Below are 15,110 nucleotides of genomic sequence, written 5' to 3' on the forward strand. Positions count from 1 at the left end.
TTATCGACTATCGCTAATGAACGCGGCCGCCCGCCAGGCGTCGGCGATCAGGCGGGATCCGAGCGGGGTCGGATGCACGCCGTCCGGCGCCAGCGCGGCCACCGGATGCTCGGCCGCCGCCGCCGTGAACACCTCGTGCAGCGGCACCAGCTCGGCCCCGAACTCGGCGGCGAGCGCTCGGACCACGGCGCGCTTGCCGTCGAGATCCTCCAGCCACGCCGTCTGCTCCGGCACCACCGGGAGGAAGAACGGCTCCATGAGGACCAGGCGCGGGCGGTGGACGGCCACCACTCGCTCCAGCAGCGGGCGCAGCCGCGCCTCGAAGTCCTCCGCCGAGGTCGGGTCGTCCCGATCGAACCGCCGCCACATGTCGTTGACGCCGACGTACACCGTCAGCAGGTCCGGCTCCGTCGGCATCAGCTCGTCGTCCCACCGGGCTGCGAGGTCGACGGCCCTGTTCCCCGCGATGCCGAGGTTGCGCACCGTCGCCCCGCCCGCGGTGAGCTCGGGTGCGAGCAGCGACACGTAGCCGTCGCCGAGGGACGCGGGATCCTCCCGATCCCGGCCGGCGTCGGTGATCGAGTCTCCGATGAAGACGATGCGTGTGGCGGGGGTCATCACTGCTCCTTCGCTTTCTTCCGCACCGAGATCTCGAGCTCGACCGTGAACCCGTCGGTGGCGACGGTGATCGTCTGGCGCGGATCGACCTTGCGGCTGTCGAACCCGCTCACCATATCGGCGGTCACGGCCTTCTGCGTCACGGTGCCGTCGCTCCACGTCAGATCGAGCAGCATGCCGTCCACCGAGAGCTCCTCGCCGACGGCGTATCCGGTCTTCGGCGCGGCGTCCGCCGCCCACGCGATCCCGGTGACGGTCGCCGGAGGCGGCGTCGGGCGCACCGTGAACGTGTTCGTCTTGCCGTAGTGGTAGATGTTGAAGAAGCCGTCGGCGCCGATGCGGAGGTTCTGCCTCGCGTCGAGCACGTTCCAGACGGTGGCGTCGTCGACCCGCAGCACCACGCGCGTGCCGCCGGGCTCGGCGATCGCGCCGAACTCGATCCGATGCGTCGTCCCCGGGTCGATGACGGTGTTCGGGATGACGTCGAGCATGGTCTGCCCCGGCGACCAGCTCTGGAACTCGATCACGTCCTCCTTGAACACGACGAGGTAGCCCGTGTTCGAGTTCTGCCAGGCGGGGAGGCCGGTCTGGTCGGAGCGCACCTGGAAGCCGTACCAGCCTCCGTCGAAGGCGCCGAAGTCCGCGTCGACCTGCAGCAGGGTGCTGCCGAAGCGCTCGGCCTCGTAGCCGTGCACGCCCTGACCGGAGATCGTCACTCCGCTCTCGTCCACCGCGATGACGCCCGAGGTGGTCCAGTTCGCGGCATCCCGCAGCTGCGCGTCGAGGCGGGTCACCGGATAGGCGGCATCCGTCACGGTGACCGTCACCGTGTCGCTGAGCGACGGGTCCGCCACCGAGGTCGCGGTGATCGTGGTGGTCCCGGCGGCGACGCCCGCGATGCGGCCGTCGACGACCGTCGCGACGCCGGCGTCGCCGGTGGTCCACGCCACGCGGGCGTCGCTCGCGTCCTCCGGCGCCACGGATGCCGTGACGCTGCGGCGCTCGCCGACGTTCAGCCCGACCTCCTCCGCATCGAGGGTCACCCCGGTGACCGGCACCCCGGAGAGCGAGAAGCCGATGTCGTCGAAGTCGAGGGAGGCGTAGCCCTCGACGTAGAAGCCGACGCGTCCGGCCTTGCCGGGGCCGGGATCGGCGCCCTCGAGCGCGATCTCGCCGTTCACGACGATCCGGATCCGGCCGTCCTGCACGGCGACCCGCACGTGCGAGGTCGCTCCGGCCGGCAGCGCCTTCTCGGCGGGCAGCACCTGCTCGGCGACGACCTTCCAGGTGTCGTCGAAGATCGTCCAGGTCGGTCCGGCCGCGGCGTTGCGGTAGCGGATGAACCCGCCGCCCTTGCCGTTGCGGTCGTAGATCACGAGGCCGGAGCCCGCCGGCGTCGTCGCCGGGGTGGTCACGTCGAAGTCCAGCACGAACTCCGTGAAGTCGCGCGGGAGCACGGCGTTCGCGCCCTTGACGATGCGGTACACCCTGTCACCCGAGGCGTCGACCTGGATGCTCCGGTTGGGGTCGGTCGGCCAGCCGTTCGCACCGGACTCGAAGTCGGTGAAGTGCAGCACCCCGTCGCCCTCCTCGACGACGACCTCTATGGTCGCCGTCTTGGCGGCATCCGCCACGGCCGTGGCCGTGATGGTCGTGGCGCCGGGCCCGGCACCGAGCACGATCCCCTTGTCCGAGACGGTGGCGACGGCCGGGTCGGCCGACGCGTACGTCACCGCCGCGTCGTCCGCGTTCCACGGGAGCGGCACGGCGCGCACCCGCACCTCGTCGCCGGCATCCAGGGTCACCCGCGGGCCGTCGAAGGCGATGGCCTCCAGCGCGACGGTCTGCGGCTGCTGGGTCTGGCCGATGTGTCCGGCGACGCCGATCTCCGCGAAGTCGATCGCCTCGAAGCCGGGGATCTGCGAGAACACCGCCGCGTCCTCCTTCAGCCGGTAGTCGCCCGCGGCCGCGTCGACGAACCCCGGGTCGGCGGTGGCCACCCAGTTCGCCTCGTAGTTGAGGAGGTTCTTGCCGTCCTTGGCACCCTGGTCGTTGAGACCGGCGATCGGCTTGCGGTTCGGGTTCCACACCACGTTCTGCGCGAAGGTGCTGTGGTCGGGGTAGTAGTGGTTGTCCTCGAAGAAGTGCGTGAGCTCCGGGTACTTCTCGAGGTAGGGCGTTCCGACGAAGTCGTTGTTGTCGGCGAAGACCTGACGCCAGGCGGGCATGTAGTCGCGATCGACCACATTGCCCTCCTGGTCGCCCATCCACTGCTCGTAGTTGTCGTAGGGCACGAAGGCGTCGACGAAGATGTTGTTCCGCGCCTCGATGTAGTCGGCCGAGCCGCTCTTGATCGCGCTGTTGCCCATGTTGACGAAGATGTTCTTCTCGATCTGCAGGTCCCACGTGAAGTTGTCGGCGTAGATGCCCTCGACGCCGGCCATGCCGACCCCGATGTCGTGGAAGTAGTTCTCCCGGAACACGTGGCCGCGCTGCTGCGGCGTCTTGCCGGAGTTCATGTAGATCGCGCCGAGGTCGTGGAAGAGCTTGCACACGTCGTACACCTCGTTGCGCTCGAAGAGGTGGTCGTTGCCGTGCACGATGATGCCCGGGTGCGGGGCGTCGTGGATCTCGTTGTCGCGCGCGACGTTGCCGACGCCGTCGAACATCACGCCGGGGTTGTAGGCCTTGTGGTAGTACGCGAAGTCGGCGATCTCGGAGTTCTCCACCCGGTTGCGCCCCGGCGCCAGCGTGACCTTGTCGCCACCCTGGAGCACGACGCCGACGCCGCCGATGTGGGTCAGCCGGCTGTCCAGCACGGCGTGGTCGCGGCCGCCGCGGTTCACCGGGATGCCGTCGTAGGTGTACCGGCCGGGCGAGTTGATGAGCACGCCGCCGTCGGTGAAGTTGCGGATGTCGCTGCGCGAGACGGTGACGTGCGAGCCGCCGAGGATGACGGCGGCGGTGGCGCGGCCGTACTCCATGACGAGGTCGTCGAAGTTCACGTACGAGGCGCCGTCGGCCCGGAGCATCGGTTCGTCGAGCGTGGTCACGGTGACGTCGCCGCGGCCCGCGGTGAACGCGGCGTTCGGGATGAGGTACAGCTTCCCGGACGTGCGGTCGATGTAGTACTCGCCGGGTGCGTCGAGCTCCTCGAGCAGGTTCTGCGCGAAGTGGAAGTCGGGGAACCAGCTCTTCATGATCCCTGACATCTCGCCGTAGCGCAGCGTGATGGTCTTCGCCTCGGTGTCGATGCTCTCGATCTTGTTGTACGACCACTCCCAGCTGTAGCCGAAGATCCCGTCGAGCCAGACGTCCTCCGCGTTCGTCCAGAACCGCGGGCGGTCGTATCCGTAGGTGAAGGTGCCGCCGCGGTCCTGCAGGTCCGCGTCCTTGCGGGTGGGTCCGGGGTCGATGATGTCGCCCAACTGCACGGTCGGGTTCGCCGCGTCCGCGTTGGGCCACCGTGCGAGGGTCATCCCCTGCCCGTCGATGAAGAGCTCCATCGGCGGGGTGGTGCTGACGTCGTTGGCCTTCCAGTAGCCGTGCCGGCTGAGCTGGCCGTAGTCGGTGATGCCGAGTCCGGCGAGGTCGATCTCCAGCACGCGGTCGCGCGCGGACGCCTCGACGATGCGCTCCTTCACGGCGGCGTCCGCGACGGGGGCGAAGCCGTCGCGGGGGAGGTCGCGTCCGCCGGTGAGGGTCGCCGTCTCACCCGGGTACGAGCGATAGGTGAGGGGAGCCTCCGCGGTGCCGGAGTCGGCTTCGCCGATCTCGAAGGAGGCGTCGCGCAGGTACTCCCCTTCGCGGAGGTAGACGGTGAGCCCGCCGGCGGGCAGTCCCGCGTCCTGCTTCAGCTGGCGGATGCGGTCGCGCGCGCCCTCGAGGGTGGCCAGCGGGGCGTCGATCGCGCCGGTTGCCGTGTCGTCACCCCCCGGCGCGATGTAGAGGGCCGCCTCATCCGCGGCGGCCGCGGTCGGGGCGGTCGCTATCAGAGCTGATCCGAGCACCGCCGCGAGGGCGAGGGATGCCAGCACACGCTTCATTGCGTCTCCGTACTCTCGAGGAGCCGGACGGCGGGGGTCCGTCCGGCGCGTCGCACACGCGACTCTCAGGAGGATAGTCAATCGATAATCGAGTATCAAGGATCGATTCCAGATAGATTGAGACCATCATCTTTCAAAAGATCACATCTTCTACCGATTGCGCTCACGTGTTGACGTGTGCGAACTTCTCTGGAAATACTGAGATCACCCGCTCCGCACAGTGATCGTGCCCCTCATCCCCCAAGGCCAAGGACGACCTCGATGACAGAACAGACCATTTCCTCACAGATAGGAACAGGTCGACGGCCCCGCCGGCTCTCCGACGGCATGTTCGCTCTCCTGCTCACCGCGCCCGGCCTGGCCCTCCTCGCCGCCGTCGTGGTGTACCCGCTGGTCACCGCGCTCATCACGGCCTTCTTCCGGCAGAGCCTCGTCGAGCCCGGCCGCGAGTTCGTCGGGCTCCAGAACATCGTCGACGTGCTCACCGGCGACTTCCTCCGCCTGCTGTCGCAGACGCTGGTCTTCACGATCGGGACCACCGTCGCGCCCTTCGTGGTCGGGTTCGCCCTGGCACTCGCCCTGAACACCCGCATCCGCGGAGCGAAGGTGCTGCGCGGGCTGATGCTCATCCCGTGGCTGATCCCGGGCGTCGTTGTGTCGTTCCTGTGGATGTGGATCTTCAACGCCAACTACGGCGTGCTCAACGCCGTGTTCGAGGGCATCGGGCTCATCGACGGGCCGCAGGCCTGGCTGGCGAACCCGACCACCGCCATGGTCGCGGTCATCGTCGCGAAGACCTGGCAGTCGTTCCCCTGGATGATGGTCATGCTGCTCGCCGGGCTGCAGACGGTGCCCGTCGAGCTGCACGAGGCCGCCGAGATCGACGGCGCCGGCACGGTGCGGCGCTTCCTCTCGATCACGGTGCCGCAGATGCGCGGCATCATCGGGCTCGTCCTGCTGCTCGAGTTCATCTGGAACTTCCAGCACTTCGACATCATCTACGTCCTCACCGGCGGCGGGCCCGCCGGCTCCACGCAGACCTTCGCGACCGCCGTGTACGAGACGGCCTTCAGCGGCTTCGACCTCGGGCGCGCGGGCGCGCTCGGCCTGCTCTGGATGGTCCTGCTCATGGGGCTCGTCGTCGTGTACGTCCGCCTGTCCGAGAAGGGAGAGAAGCGATGACCGCTGTCCTCACCGAGAAGCCTGCGGCCGTGTCGACGCCCGCCCCCGCCCTTCGTCGTCCGCGCGTGCGCGCCGACCGCCGCGCCGTGACCATCAGCGCCTGGCTGGCGGTGGTCGTCTTCGGCGGATTCGCCCTCCTTCCGGTGTACTGGCTGCTGGCGACGTCGCTCACCCCGCGCACTGAGGTCTTCTCGTACCCGCCGAAGCTCTTCCCGACGGCGATCACGCTCGATGCGTACGCCGCGCTCGCGAACAACCCCGCGCTGTTCGGGTACCTGCGCAACAGCATCGTCGTCTCCGTGATCACCGCCGTCCTCTCAGTTCTCGTGTCGGCGTACATGGGCTACGCCTTCTCGAAGTTCCGCTACCGCGGCCGGCGGAGCCTGATGTACTTCGTGCTGGCGTCGCAGATGTTCCCCCAGGCGCTGCTGCTCATCACCCTGTACGCCGTGTTCTCCGCCTACGGGCTGCTGAACACGTATGCGGCCCTCGTGCTGTCGTTCACCACGTTCACGCTGCCGCTCTGCGTCTGGATGCTGAAGGGCTTCTTCGACACGATCCCCGACGAGCTGATCGAAGCCGCCCGGGTCGACGGTGCCTCCCGCATGCGCATCATCCACTCCATCGTCATGCCCCTGGCCGCCCCCGGCCTCGTCGCCGCCGGTCTGTTCGCGTTCGTGCGCGGCTGGAACGACTTCATCTTCGCGCTGACCCTCGCCGGCCCCGACAAGCAGACGCTCCCGCCGGGGCTCGTGAACACCTTCATCGGCGAGGCGTCGACCGCGTGGCCCGAGCTGATGGCCGCCTCGCTGGTCGTGTCGCTGCCCGTCGCCATCGCCTTCATCGCCCTGCAGCGCTTCCTCGTCGGCGGACTCACCGCCGGCGCGGTCAAGGGCTGATCCCGCACCACCTCCGCAGTACCCGACATCCCCCGAAGTCCCTCGAAGAAGAGAGCAACCATGTCTGAGAACCTGTCCGTCTCCCGCCGCCAGCTGCTGCAGTTCGCCGGGCTCGGCGCGGCCGGCCTCCTGCTCGCCGGCTGCATGCCGTCCGGCGGCTCCGGCGCCCCCTCCGCATCCCCCGGCTCCGGCCTCGGCGCCGGCGACTTCACCGCGACCGACTTCTCGTTCGCGAGCTGGTCGCTCACCGAGGAGGCCGCGGCACCGGCCATCCGCGCGATCCTCGACGGCTACAAGAAGAAGAGCGACGTCGGCATCACCGAGGTCTCGTTCCCGTACAACGAGTACTTCAAGCAGCTGATGCTGCAGGTGCGCGGCGGGCAGTTCTCCGGCGCCGCGCACGTGGACGTCGCCTGGCTCGCGTCGCTGGCCGCGCTCGGCAAGCTCGAGGACGTGTCGGCTCTGACGAAGGACCGCGGGTACACGGCATCCGCTCTCGAGGCCGCGCAGTACGACGGCATCCAGTACGGCTTCCCGTGGACGATCGGCGCCATCGGCCTCGTCACCAACTCCGAGATCATGGAGAAGTCCGGCGTCTCCGAGTTCCCGACCACGGTCGACGACTTCGAGGGGACGCTGAAGAAGCTCAAGGGCCTCGGCGGCGGGCTCATCCCCTACGCCGCTTCGACGAAGGCCGCCCAGCTCAAGGACATCCTCATCTGGATGCAGACCTTCGGCAGCGACCTCGTCAAGGACGGCGAGGTCACCATCGGCGACGACGCGAGCATCGAGGCCGTCAGCTGGTACAAGTCGCTGTACGACCAGGGCCTGATCGCGGCGGACGTCGACCGCTTCGACGCCCGCTCGCTGTTCGCCCAGGGCCGCGCGGCGATCTACGACGACGCCCCGGTCGGCCGCGGCGCCGTCACGAAGGACTCCCCCGACCCCGACCTCGCGTCGAAGCTCGTCGCGGAGTCCCGCCCCGTGCTGAAGAAGGGCGACACCCCGCGGGCGCTCGTCTGGGGCGGCGCCATCGTCGTCGTCGGCGGCGAGGGCGACAGCACCCGCACCGCGGCCGACTTCGGCCAGTGGGCCACCAGCGACCTGGATGCCGTCCTGGCCGACTACGAACTGCGCGGACTCCCGCCGGCGACGGAGGAGGCCCAGACCGCCGACGTCGTGAAGGCGGACGCGTTCGGAGCGCGGTTCGCGGAGAAGATCACCGCGACGGCGACGACCAACCCGTTCTGGCAGTACCCGCAGTACGCGCAGATCGAGACGACCATCGCCGACAAGGTGCAGGCGGTGCTCGTGGGTCAGCAGAGCCCGAAGGACGCCATGACCGAGGCCGGCGCGGCCGCGCAGAAGCTGCTGGGCTGAGGTCGCCTCCGATGTCGCGCCTCCGCATCGCCGCCGCCGCTCTGGCCGCCGCGGCCGTCTGCTCCCTCGCCGCACCCGCGCACGCCGGGGTGCACCCGTCGACGGTCGAGACCGTCCCCGTCACCGTCGACAGCTCGAACCAGTCCGGCTGGTGGAACCCCGTCGCCGTCGTCGGCGGCACGACGTACTTCGCGTACAACGTGCCCGGCTCCGCGGCGAACCGTCACGAGGTGCACCTCGGCGCCCGGGCGGCCGACGGCACCTGGACGTCCGGATGCCTGCGGGATGCCGCGGGCGCGTGCGCCGACTTCCTCGACGACAACGGCCACAACCAGCCGTCGATCGTCGTCGACGGGGAGGGGAGCATCCACGCGTTCGTCTCCATGCATCACGAGGACTGGAACTACTTCCGGTCGACCACCCCCGGAGACGTGACGAGCCTCGTCGACGTCAGCGCGGAGATGCCGGATGCCGGCTCCGCGGTGTCCTACCCGGTGACCGCGCCGGGGGCCGACGGCGACGCCTGGCTGATGGTGCGCATCGGAGCCGACCCGCAGGGGCGGCGCGACGGCGTGCTCTACCACTACGACCTCGCGACGCACACGTGGAGCCGCGAGACCGTCATCGCCTCCGCCGTGAGCCACTCCTTCTACCCGGACGACCTCGAAGTCGACGCCGCCGGGCGCGTGCACGTGCTCTGGGAGTGGGGCCCCTGGCCCGCCGATCCCTACCGCCACCTGGGCTCCTACGCCGTATACGACCCGGCCGCCCACGCGTTCAGCGACATCGCCGGCGCGGCCCTGCCCACTCCGATCCGACCCGACTCCCCCGGGTCCGTGGTGTGGCGCGGGTACGCACCGGGCGAGACGATCGGCGACGCGGTCCCCGCCGTGCAGACCGCGAAGATGGCGATCGAGGACGGCGCGCTCGTCGGCGTGGCCTACCGCTACGCCGACGAGACGGAGAACGACTTCGACGTGCACTGGGCCACCTGGAACGGCAGCGCCTGGACCGACGAGAAGCTCATCGACGCCGCGGGCCTCGGCGCCGGCGTCGCGACGATCGCCACGCTCGACACGACGAGGCACGGATCGAAGACCCGCGTCTACGCGGTCGTCTCCGTGCAGGACTGCGGGGTCACCCGCAGTCAGGCCGTGCTCCTGGAGTCGGCCGAGGGCAGCCCGGACTGGGCCGTCGAGGCCGTCGGAGACCCCGTGACAGGCCAGCAGCGCCTCCGCGCGGCGACGCGCGAGGACGGGACGGACGTGCTCTATCTCAGCGCACCGGCGACCCCCGGCGGCGGCACGCTGCGGTACGCCGAGGTGCCCAGGGACGGGCAGAAGCGCGACGGCGGCTCGCTCTCCGCGATCGTCTCCGCGCTGCGCGGCGACGCCGGCGGCGAGAACCTCGCACGCACCGGCACCGCCACGGCCACCTCGCAGCTGCGCGCCGACACCGGTCCGGAGAAGGCGATCGACGGAGGCTGCACCGACGCCAGCCGATGGATCTCGGCTCTGGACGACCGGCAGCCCGCGCTCACGATCGAATGGGCCGAGGCCGCACCGCTGGACATCGTCCGGGTGCGCAGCGGCTACTCGGTCGGCCCCGCCGCGGCATCCGTGCTCCGCGACTTCACCGTGGAGCTGCGCACCGCCGCCGGCTGGACTCCCGTCGCGGCGATCGCGGACAACACGTCGAACACCGTCGTCGTCGACGCCCAGGGCCTCAGCGCCGACGCCGTCCGCCTCGTGATCACCGATCCGTCCGACTCGACCACCGACGTGGCCCGCGTCTACGAGGTCGAGGCGATCGCGGCGCCCTGACCCCCGCGCCACCCGCACCCCACCTCCACGAAAGGACCCCACCCTATGCGCACCCAGACCGTCGAAGCCGACGTCATCGTCGTCGGCGGCGGCCTCGCCGGAGTGAGCGCCGCCGTCGCGGCCGCGCGCCTCGGACGGCGCACCGTGCTCATCAACAACAGGCCGGTGCTGGGCGGGAATTCCTCCTCGGAGGTGCGGGTGTGGGTGTGCGGGGCGACCGCCCACGGCAACCAGCGCTGGGCGAGGGAGACCGGCATCATCGGCGAGATGTACCGCGAGAACCAGTACCGCAACCCGGAGGGCAACCCGGTGTACTGGGACGACGTGGTGCTCGACACCGTGCGCAGGGAGCCGAACCTCACGCTCTTCCTCAACACCGAGGTGCTCGAGGCCGAGGCGACGGGCCCCGACGACGCCCGCCGCGTCCGCTCGGTCACCGGCTGGACGATGGGCTCGGAGATCCGCACGATCTTCCGCGGGCCCGTGTTCCTCGACTGCACGGGCGACGGCCTCGTCGGCCGGCTGGTCGGGGCGCGGCATCGGCTCGGCAAGGAGGGGCGCGACGAGTTCGGCGAGGAGTGGGCCCCGGAGCACGCCACCCGCGAGTTCCTCGGCTCGACCCTGCTGTTCTACACGAAGGACCTCGGCCATCCGGTGAAGTACGTGGCCCCGGAGACCGCGAAGGACATCACGACCACCCCGATCCCGTCCTCCCGCATCATCCGCAGCGGCGACAGCGGCGCCCACTACTGGTGGATCGAGTGGGGCGGCCAGCTGGACATCGTGGACGACAACGAGCGGATCCGCGACGAGCTGCGCTCCGTGATCCTCGGCATCTGGGACCACATCAAGAACTCCGGGGAGTTCGACGCCGACAACCTGACCCTCGAGTGGATCGGCAACCTGCCGGGCAAGCGCGAGTACCGGCGCTTCGTCGGCGATCACACGCTCCGTCAGCAGGACGTGATCGAGCAGACGTCGTTCGACGACGGCGTGGCGTTCGGCGGTTGGTCGATCGACCTGCATCCCGCCGAGGGGATGTACGCCACCGGCGCCGGGGCCGTGCAGCGGTTCTCCGACGGCGTCTTCGAGATCCCGTTCCGCTCGCTGTACTCCGCCAACGTCGAGAACCTGCTCATGGCCGGGCGCAACGTCTCCGCCACCCACATCGCTTTCGGCGCGGCGCGGGTCATGGCGACCTGCGCCGCCATGGGCGAGGCGGCGGGCACCGCCGCCGCCCTCTGCCTCGAGCACGACGTGACCCCGCGGGGGCTATACGAGGGGCACCGCGAGGAGCTGCGGCAGACGCTGCTGCGCGCGGACGCGTCGCTGATCGGCGTCGCGAACGAGGATCCGTCCGATCTCGCCCGCTCGGCCTCCCCGAGCGCGTCGAGCACGATGCGGACCATCGCGGCGGACAGCGCGGATGCCGTGCCGCACGCGCTCGTCGACGACCTCGGCATCGTCGTGCCCGTGCACCCGCGGCTGGAGAGCGTGGAGCTGCTGCTCGGCGCGGATGAGGAGACGGAGCTCGCCGTCGAGGTCTGGTCGACCGGGCGCCGCCAGAACGTCGTGCCGTTCCGGCTCGAGCACCGTACGGTGGCCGTCGTGCCCGCCGGTGAGCGCAGCCGGGTGCGCGTCGAGACGCCCTTCGCCCCGGACGTGCCGCAGAACGCGATCGTCGTGCTGCGCGCGAACCCGCATGTGCGGGTGCATCTCGCCGCTCCGCTGCCGCCCGGGGTGCTCACGCTGGTGCACCGCGTGGACAACGACGACCGCAACGTGCAGGTGGATCAGGACGGCCTGCTCGCGCAGTGGCCGACCAAGCCGCTCCGCGGCCGCAGCCTCGTGTTCCGCGCCTTCCCCGAGTCCGAGGCGCTGGCCCCGGAACGCGCGGTGTCCGGATACAACCGTCCGTACGGAGGGCCGAACATGTGGGCGTCGGACCCGGCGGCGGAGGGCCCCCAGTGGCTGCGGCTGGACTGGGATGCCGCCGTCACGGCATCCGAGATCCGCCTGGTGTTCGACGACGACGTGGATCTCGAGCTGAACACCCTGCACCACCACCGCAGCCCCGACGAGGTGCTCCCGCAGCTCGCCAGGGACTACCGGGTCGAGGTGCTCACCGCCGGCGCCGCAGACTGGACGGTGGTGGCCGAGGAGCGCGACAACCGGCATCGCCTGCGCGTGCACCCCCTCCCCGGCGACCTCGGCCCGTTCACCGCCGCGCGGGTCGTCATCGAGCGCACGAACGGCGCGGCAGAGGCGCGCGTGATCGCGTTCCGGGTGCAGGCATGACCGGGGGCGGTAACGTGAGGGGCATCCGCCGGCCGTCCGGCGATCGTCGTCCCCCCAGGAGGCCGCTGGTGACCACCTCGTCGAGCGGGCGCGCCGTGCCCGTCGCGCGGGCGACCCGCACCGGGCTGATCGCGCTCGCCGTGCCGCACCTCGAGGAGCCGTACTTCGCCGAGCTCGGCTCGCGGCTCGTCCGGGGCGCCGAGGAGCGCGGGCTCGCGGTCCTCATCGTGCAGACCGAGGGCGAGCACGCGCGGGAGGTGGATGTCGCGAACGGCGTGGGCCTTCCGGCCGTCGACGGCCTCATCCACATCCCCCGCTCCCTGACCGTGGCCGACCTCACCAGGCGCACGGCGCCCGGACCCCTGGTGCTGCTCGGCGAGCACATCCAGGTCAGTCCGTTCACGCACATCACGATCGACAACAGGGCCGCGGCCCGCACGGCGGCCGAGCACCTGATCGAGGTGGGATGCCGCCGCATCGCGTACGTCGGACGACGCGACGCCCGCCCGTCGGATGCCGCGGACCGGCGCCACGTCGGCTACGTTGAGGCGCTGACCGCGGCCGGCCTGTCCGTCGTGCCGGAGCTCACGGCGCAGGTGGAGGCCTTCACCGCGGAGGAGGGCGAGCGCCTGACCCAGGCGATGCTCGCGGCCGGCCTTCCGTTCGACGGCATCGTGTGCTCCAACGACTCCCTGGCCCTCGGCGCCCTCGCCGCCCTGCACGCCGCCGGTCGCCGCGTGCCGGACGACGTCGCCGTGATCGGGATCGACGACATCCGGGCGGCGCGGTTCGCGGTGCCGGCCCTCAGCACGATGGCCCCGGACCACGACCAGCTCGTCGATGCCGCCTTCACCGAGCTGGAGCGGCAGCTGACGTCTCCTCCGGGAGCCGATCTCCCGGTGCGTCATGTGACGATCCCGGCCGCCCTCGTCCGCCGCGCGAGCACGGCGAGGCGATGACGCCGAGGCCCTCAGCCCGCCGGAGCCTGCTCCGCGGGCGTGCCGGCGTCGCTCTCGCGCGCGGCGACGACGAGCCGGCCGACGTGCGCGGCGAGCTGCTCCCGCGCGGCGGCATCCAGCCCGTCGTCGGTGATGAGCCTGTCGATGTCCGCCAGGTCCGCGACCGTCGTCAGTCCGACGACGCCCCAGCGGGTGTGGTCGGCGAGCACGGCGACCTCTCGCGCCGCGGCCATGAACGCCCGGTTCGTCTCGGCCTCGAGCAGGTTCATGGTCGTGATGCCCGCCTGCACGTCGAGCCCGTGCGCGTCGAGGAAGACGAGGTCGCAGTGCAGGTGCTCCAGAGCGCGCACCGCCACCGGGCCCACCAGCGCGTCCGACGGGGTGCGGACCCCGCCGGTCAGCACCACCGTCTGCGTGTAGGGCGCGTCCGCCCTGTCGGGCGGGGAGAAGAGGTCGGCCACGGCGAGCGAGTTCGTCACGACGGTGAGCTCGGGCACGTCCCTGAGCTCCCTGGCGAGGGCGAGCCCGGCGGCTCCGCCCGAGATGCCGACGGCCATCCCCGCCTCGACGGCCGTCGCCGCCTCCGCCGCGATCGCGCGGCGCTCGGCGGACACGGGAGGCAGGGTGCCGGGGCGCTGCGCGCTGCGCAGGCGCAGTCCCCCGCGGATGCGCTGGACGATGCCCTCCTCCGCGAGCTGCTCGATGTCGCGGCGGACAGTCATCACGCTCACCTGAAGCGCGGCCGCGAGCTCGGGGATCGACGCCGTGCCCCGCTCGCGCGCCACCTCGAGGATGCGCTCTCGGCGCTCGGTGACCAGCACGCGCTCTCCTTCCGGTGGGGGTTCCAGTCTGCCATGCGGCGTCCGCCCGGCATCCTGCACCACCGCCCGAACCCCGAGCCCCCGCACAGGATGCTCCCGACCGCATGACCTTCGCCCGCCCCTACGACTCCTGGTTCCCCGACGCCGCGTTCGACGGCACGTACGGACGTGACCTCGGCGCACTGCGGAGGATCGCCCCCGTCCCGCCCCCGCCCGGCTTCGCCGAGCGCTGGCGCGGCTGGCGCACTCAGGCGAGGTCGGTCGACGCAGCCCCGGTGGTGCTGTCCTCCGAGGAACGGCACGGGCGACGCGTGTCGCTCGTCGAGCACGCCGGCGTCGACGGCGTGCGTCTGCGCTCCTGGCTGGCGATGCCGGCCCAGGGCCCTGCTCGCGCCGGCGTCGTGCACGGGCACGGCTACGGCGGGCGGGACGCCGTCGACCTGCGACGGGTGCCGGCCGACGCCGCCGCGATCTTCCCCGTGGCGAGAGGGCTCGGCGCGCTCAACGCGGGCATCGGCGCCCCGCAGCCGAAGGAGGAGCACGTGCTCGCCGGCATCGCCGACCCGGAGACGTACGTGCTCGGCCTGTGCGCCCGGGATCTGTGGCTCGCCGCCGACGCCCTCGTCGCGCTGGCCGGGGACGTGCCGCTCTACTACGTCGGGGAGAGCTTCGGCGGCGGCATCGGGGCTCTCGCGGTGCCGTGGGACGAGCGCTTCCGCGGGGCGACGCTCATCGTGCCGAGCTTCGGACAGTACGACGAGCGGCTCGCGGTCACCTGCCTGGGCAGCGGCGAGACCGTGCGCGCGCACGTCGCCGCGCACCCCGGAGCACGCGAGACGCTGCGGTGGTTCGACGCGTCCAGCGCGATCGGCTTCGCCGACGTCCCGATCAGGGTGGAGGCCGCGCTCTGGGATCAGTACGTGCCCCCGCCGGGTCAGTTCGCCGTCGCCGCGGGCGCGCGCGACCTGGAGCTGGCCGTGCTGCCCGCCGGCCACGCCGAGTATCCCGGCGCGCACGAGGTCACCGCAGACGCCGTCCGCGCCGGGCTCGCACACCTCGCCAGGGCCCTGGGCGCGTCCTGACC

At 71.1% G+C, this 15,110-nt stretch carries 10 protein-coding genes; 7 read left to right on the top strand and 3 right to left on the bottom strand.

Annotated elements, in window-relative coordinates:
* On the bottom strand, positions 1-618 hold the full coding sequence (locus G6G98_RS09350) for an SGNH/GDSL hydrolase family protein (protein ID WP_067347429.1): 618 nt from the start codon (positions 616-618) through the stop codon (positions 1-3).
* Positions 618-4,664 (bottom strand): Ig-like domain-containing protein, encoded by a 4,047-nt coding sequence (locus G6G98_RS09355; protein WP_164234703.1) that lies wholly within the window; start codon positions 4,662-4,664, stop codon positions 618-620. Before G6G98_RS09355 ends, G6G98_RS09350 begins: the two co-directional genes overlap by 1 nt.
* A gap of 327 nt (positions 4,665-4,991) precedes the next feature.
* Between G6G98_RS09355 and G6G98_RS09360 the strand changes: the two genes are divergently transcribed.
* From G6G98_RS09360 to G6G98_RS09385, 6 genes are all read left to right on the top strand, one after another.
* Positions 4,992-5,846 carry a carbohydrate ABC transporter permease gene (locus tag G6G98_RS09360; protein ID WP_208321461.1) on the top strand — a complete coding sequence of 285 codons (855 nt, stop codon included), beginning with the start codon at positions 4,992-4,994 and terminating at the stop codon, positions 5,844-5,846.
* Entirely contained in the window at positions 5,843-6,745 is a 903-nt protein-coding gene (locus tag G6G98_RS09365) for a carbohydrate ABC transporter permease (RefSeq protein WP_067347437.1), read from the top strand. Before G6G98_RS09360 ends, G6G98_RS09365 begins: the two co-directional genes overlap by 4 nt.
* A 60-nt stretch (positions 6,746-6,805) precedes the next feature.
* Entirely contained in the window at positions 6,806-8,125 is a 1,320-nt protein-coding gene (locus G6G98_RS09370) for an extracellular solute-binding protein (protein ID WP_164234702.1), read from the top strand.
* Positions 8,126-8,136: 11 nt separating this feature from the next.
* Complete coding sequence (locus tag G6G98_RS09375; protein ID WP_164234701.1) at positions 8,137-9,948, top strand: BNR-4 repeat-containing protein; 1,812 nt, start codon at positions 8,137-8,139, stop codon at positions 9,946-9,948.
* Between the two features lie 45 nt (positions 9,949-9,993).
* Complete coding sequence (locus G6G98_RS09380; protein ID WP_164234700.1) at positions 9,994-12,246, top strand: FAD-dependent oxidoreductase; 2,253 nt, start codon at positions 9,994-9,996, stop codon at positions 12,244-12,246.
* Between the two features lie 68 nt (positions 12,247-12,314).
* Positions 12,315-13,205 (top strand): LacI family DNA-binding transcriptional regulator, encoded by an 891-nt coding sequence (locus G6G98_RS09385; protein WP_243842072.1) that lies wholly within the window; start codon positions 12,315-12,317, stop codon positions 13,203-13,205.
* Positions 13,206-13,216: 11 nt separating this feature from the next.
* On the opposite strand, the gene G6G98_RS09390 is transcribed toward G6G98_RS09385, so the two are convergent.
* Entirely contained in the window at positions 13,217-14,026 is an 810-nt protein-coding gene (locus tag G6G98_RS09390; protein WP_067347449.1) for a DeoR/GlpR family DNA-binding transcription regulator, read from the bottom strand.
* A 104-nt stretch (positions 14,027-14,130) separates the two neighbouring features.
* Here G6G98_RS09390 and G6G98_RS09395 point away from each other — a divergent pair, with 104 nt between their 5' ends.
* The gene (locus tag G6G98_RS09395) at positions 14,131-15,108 is read left to right on the top strand and encodes an acetylxylan esterase (RefSeq protein WP_067347452.1); all 978 of its coding nucleotides are present in this window, start codon (positions 14,131-14,133) and stop codon (positions 15,106-15,108) included.
* The last annotated feature ends 2 nt before the right edge of the window (positions 15,109-15,110 follow it).

This window comes from Microbacterium hydrocarbonoxydans (assembly GCF_011752045.1).
GTDB lineage: Bacteria > Actinomycetota > Actinomycetes > Actinomycetales > Microbacteriaceae > Microbacterium.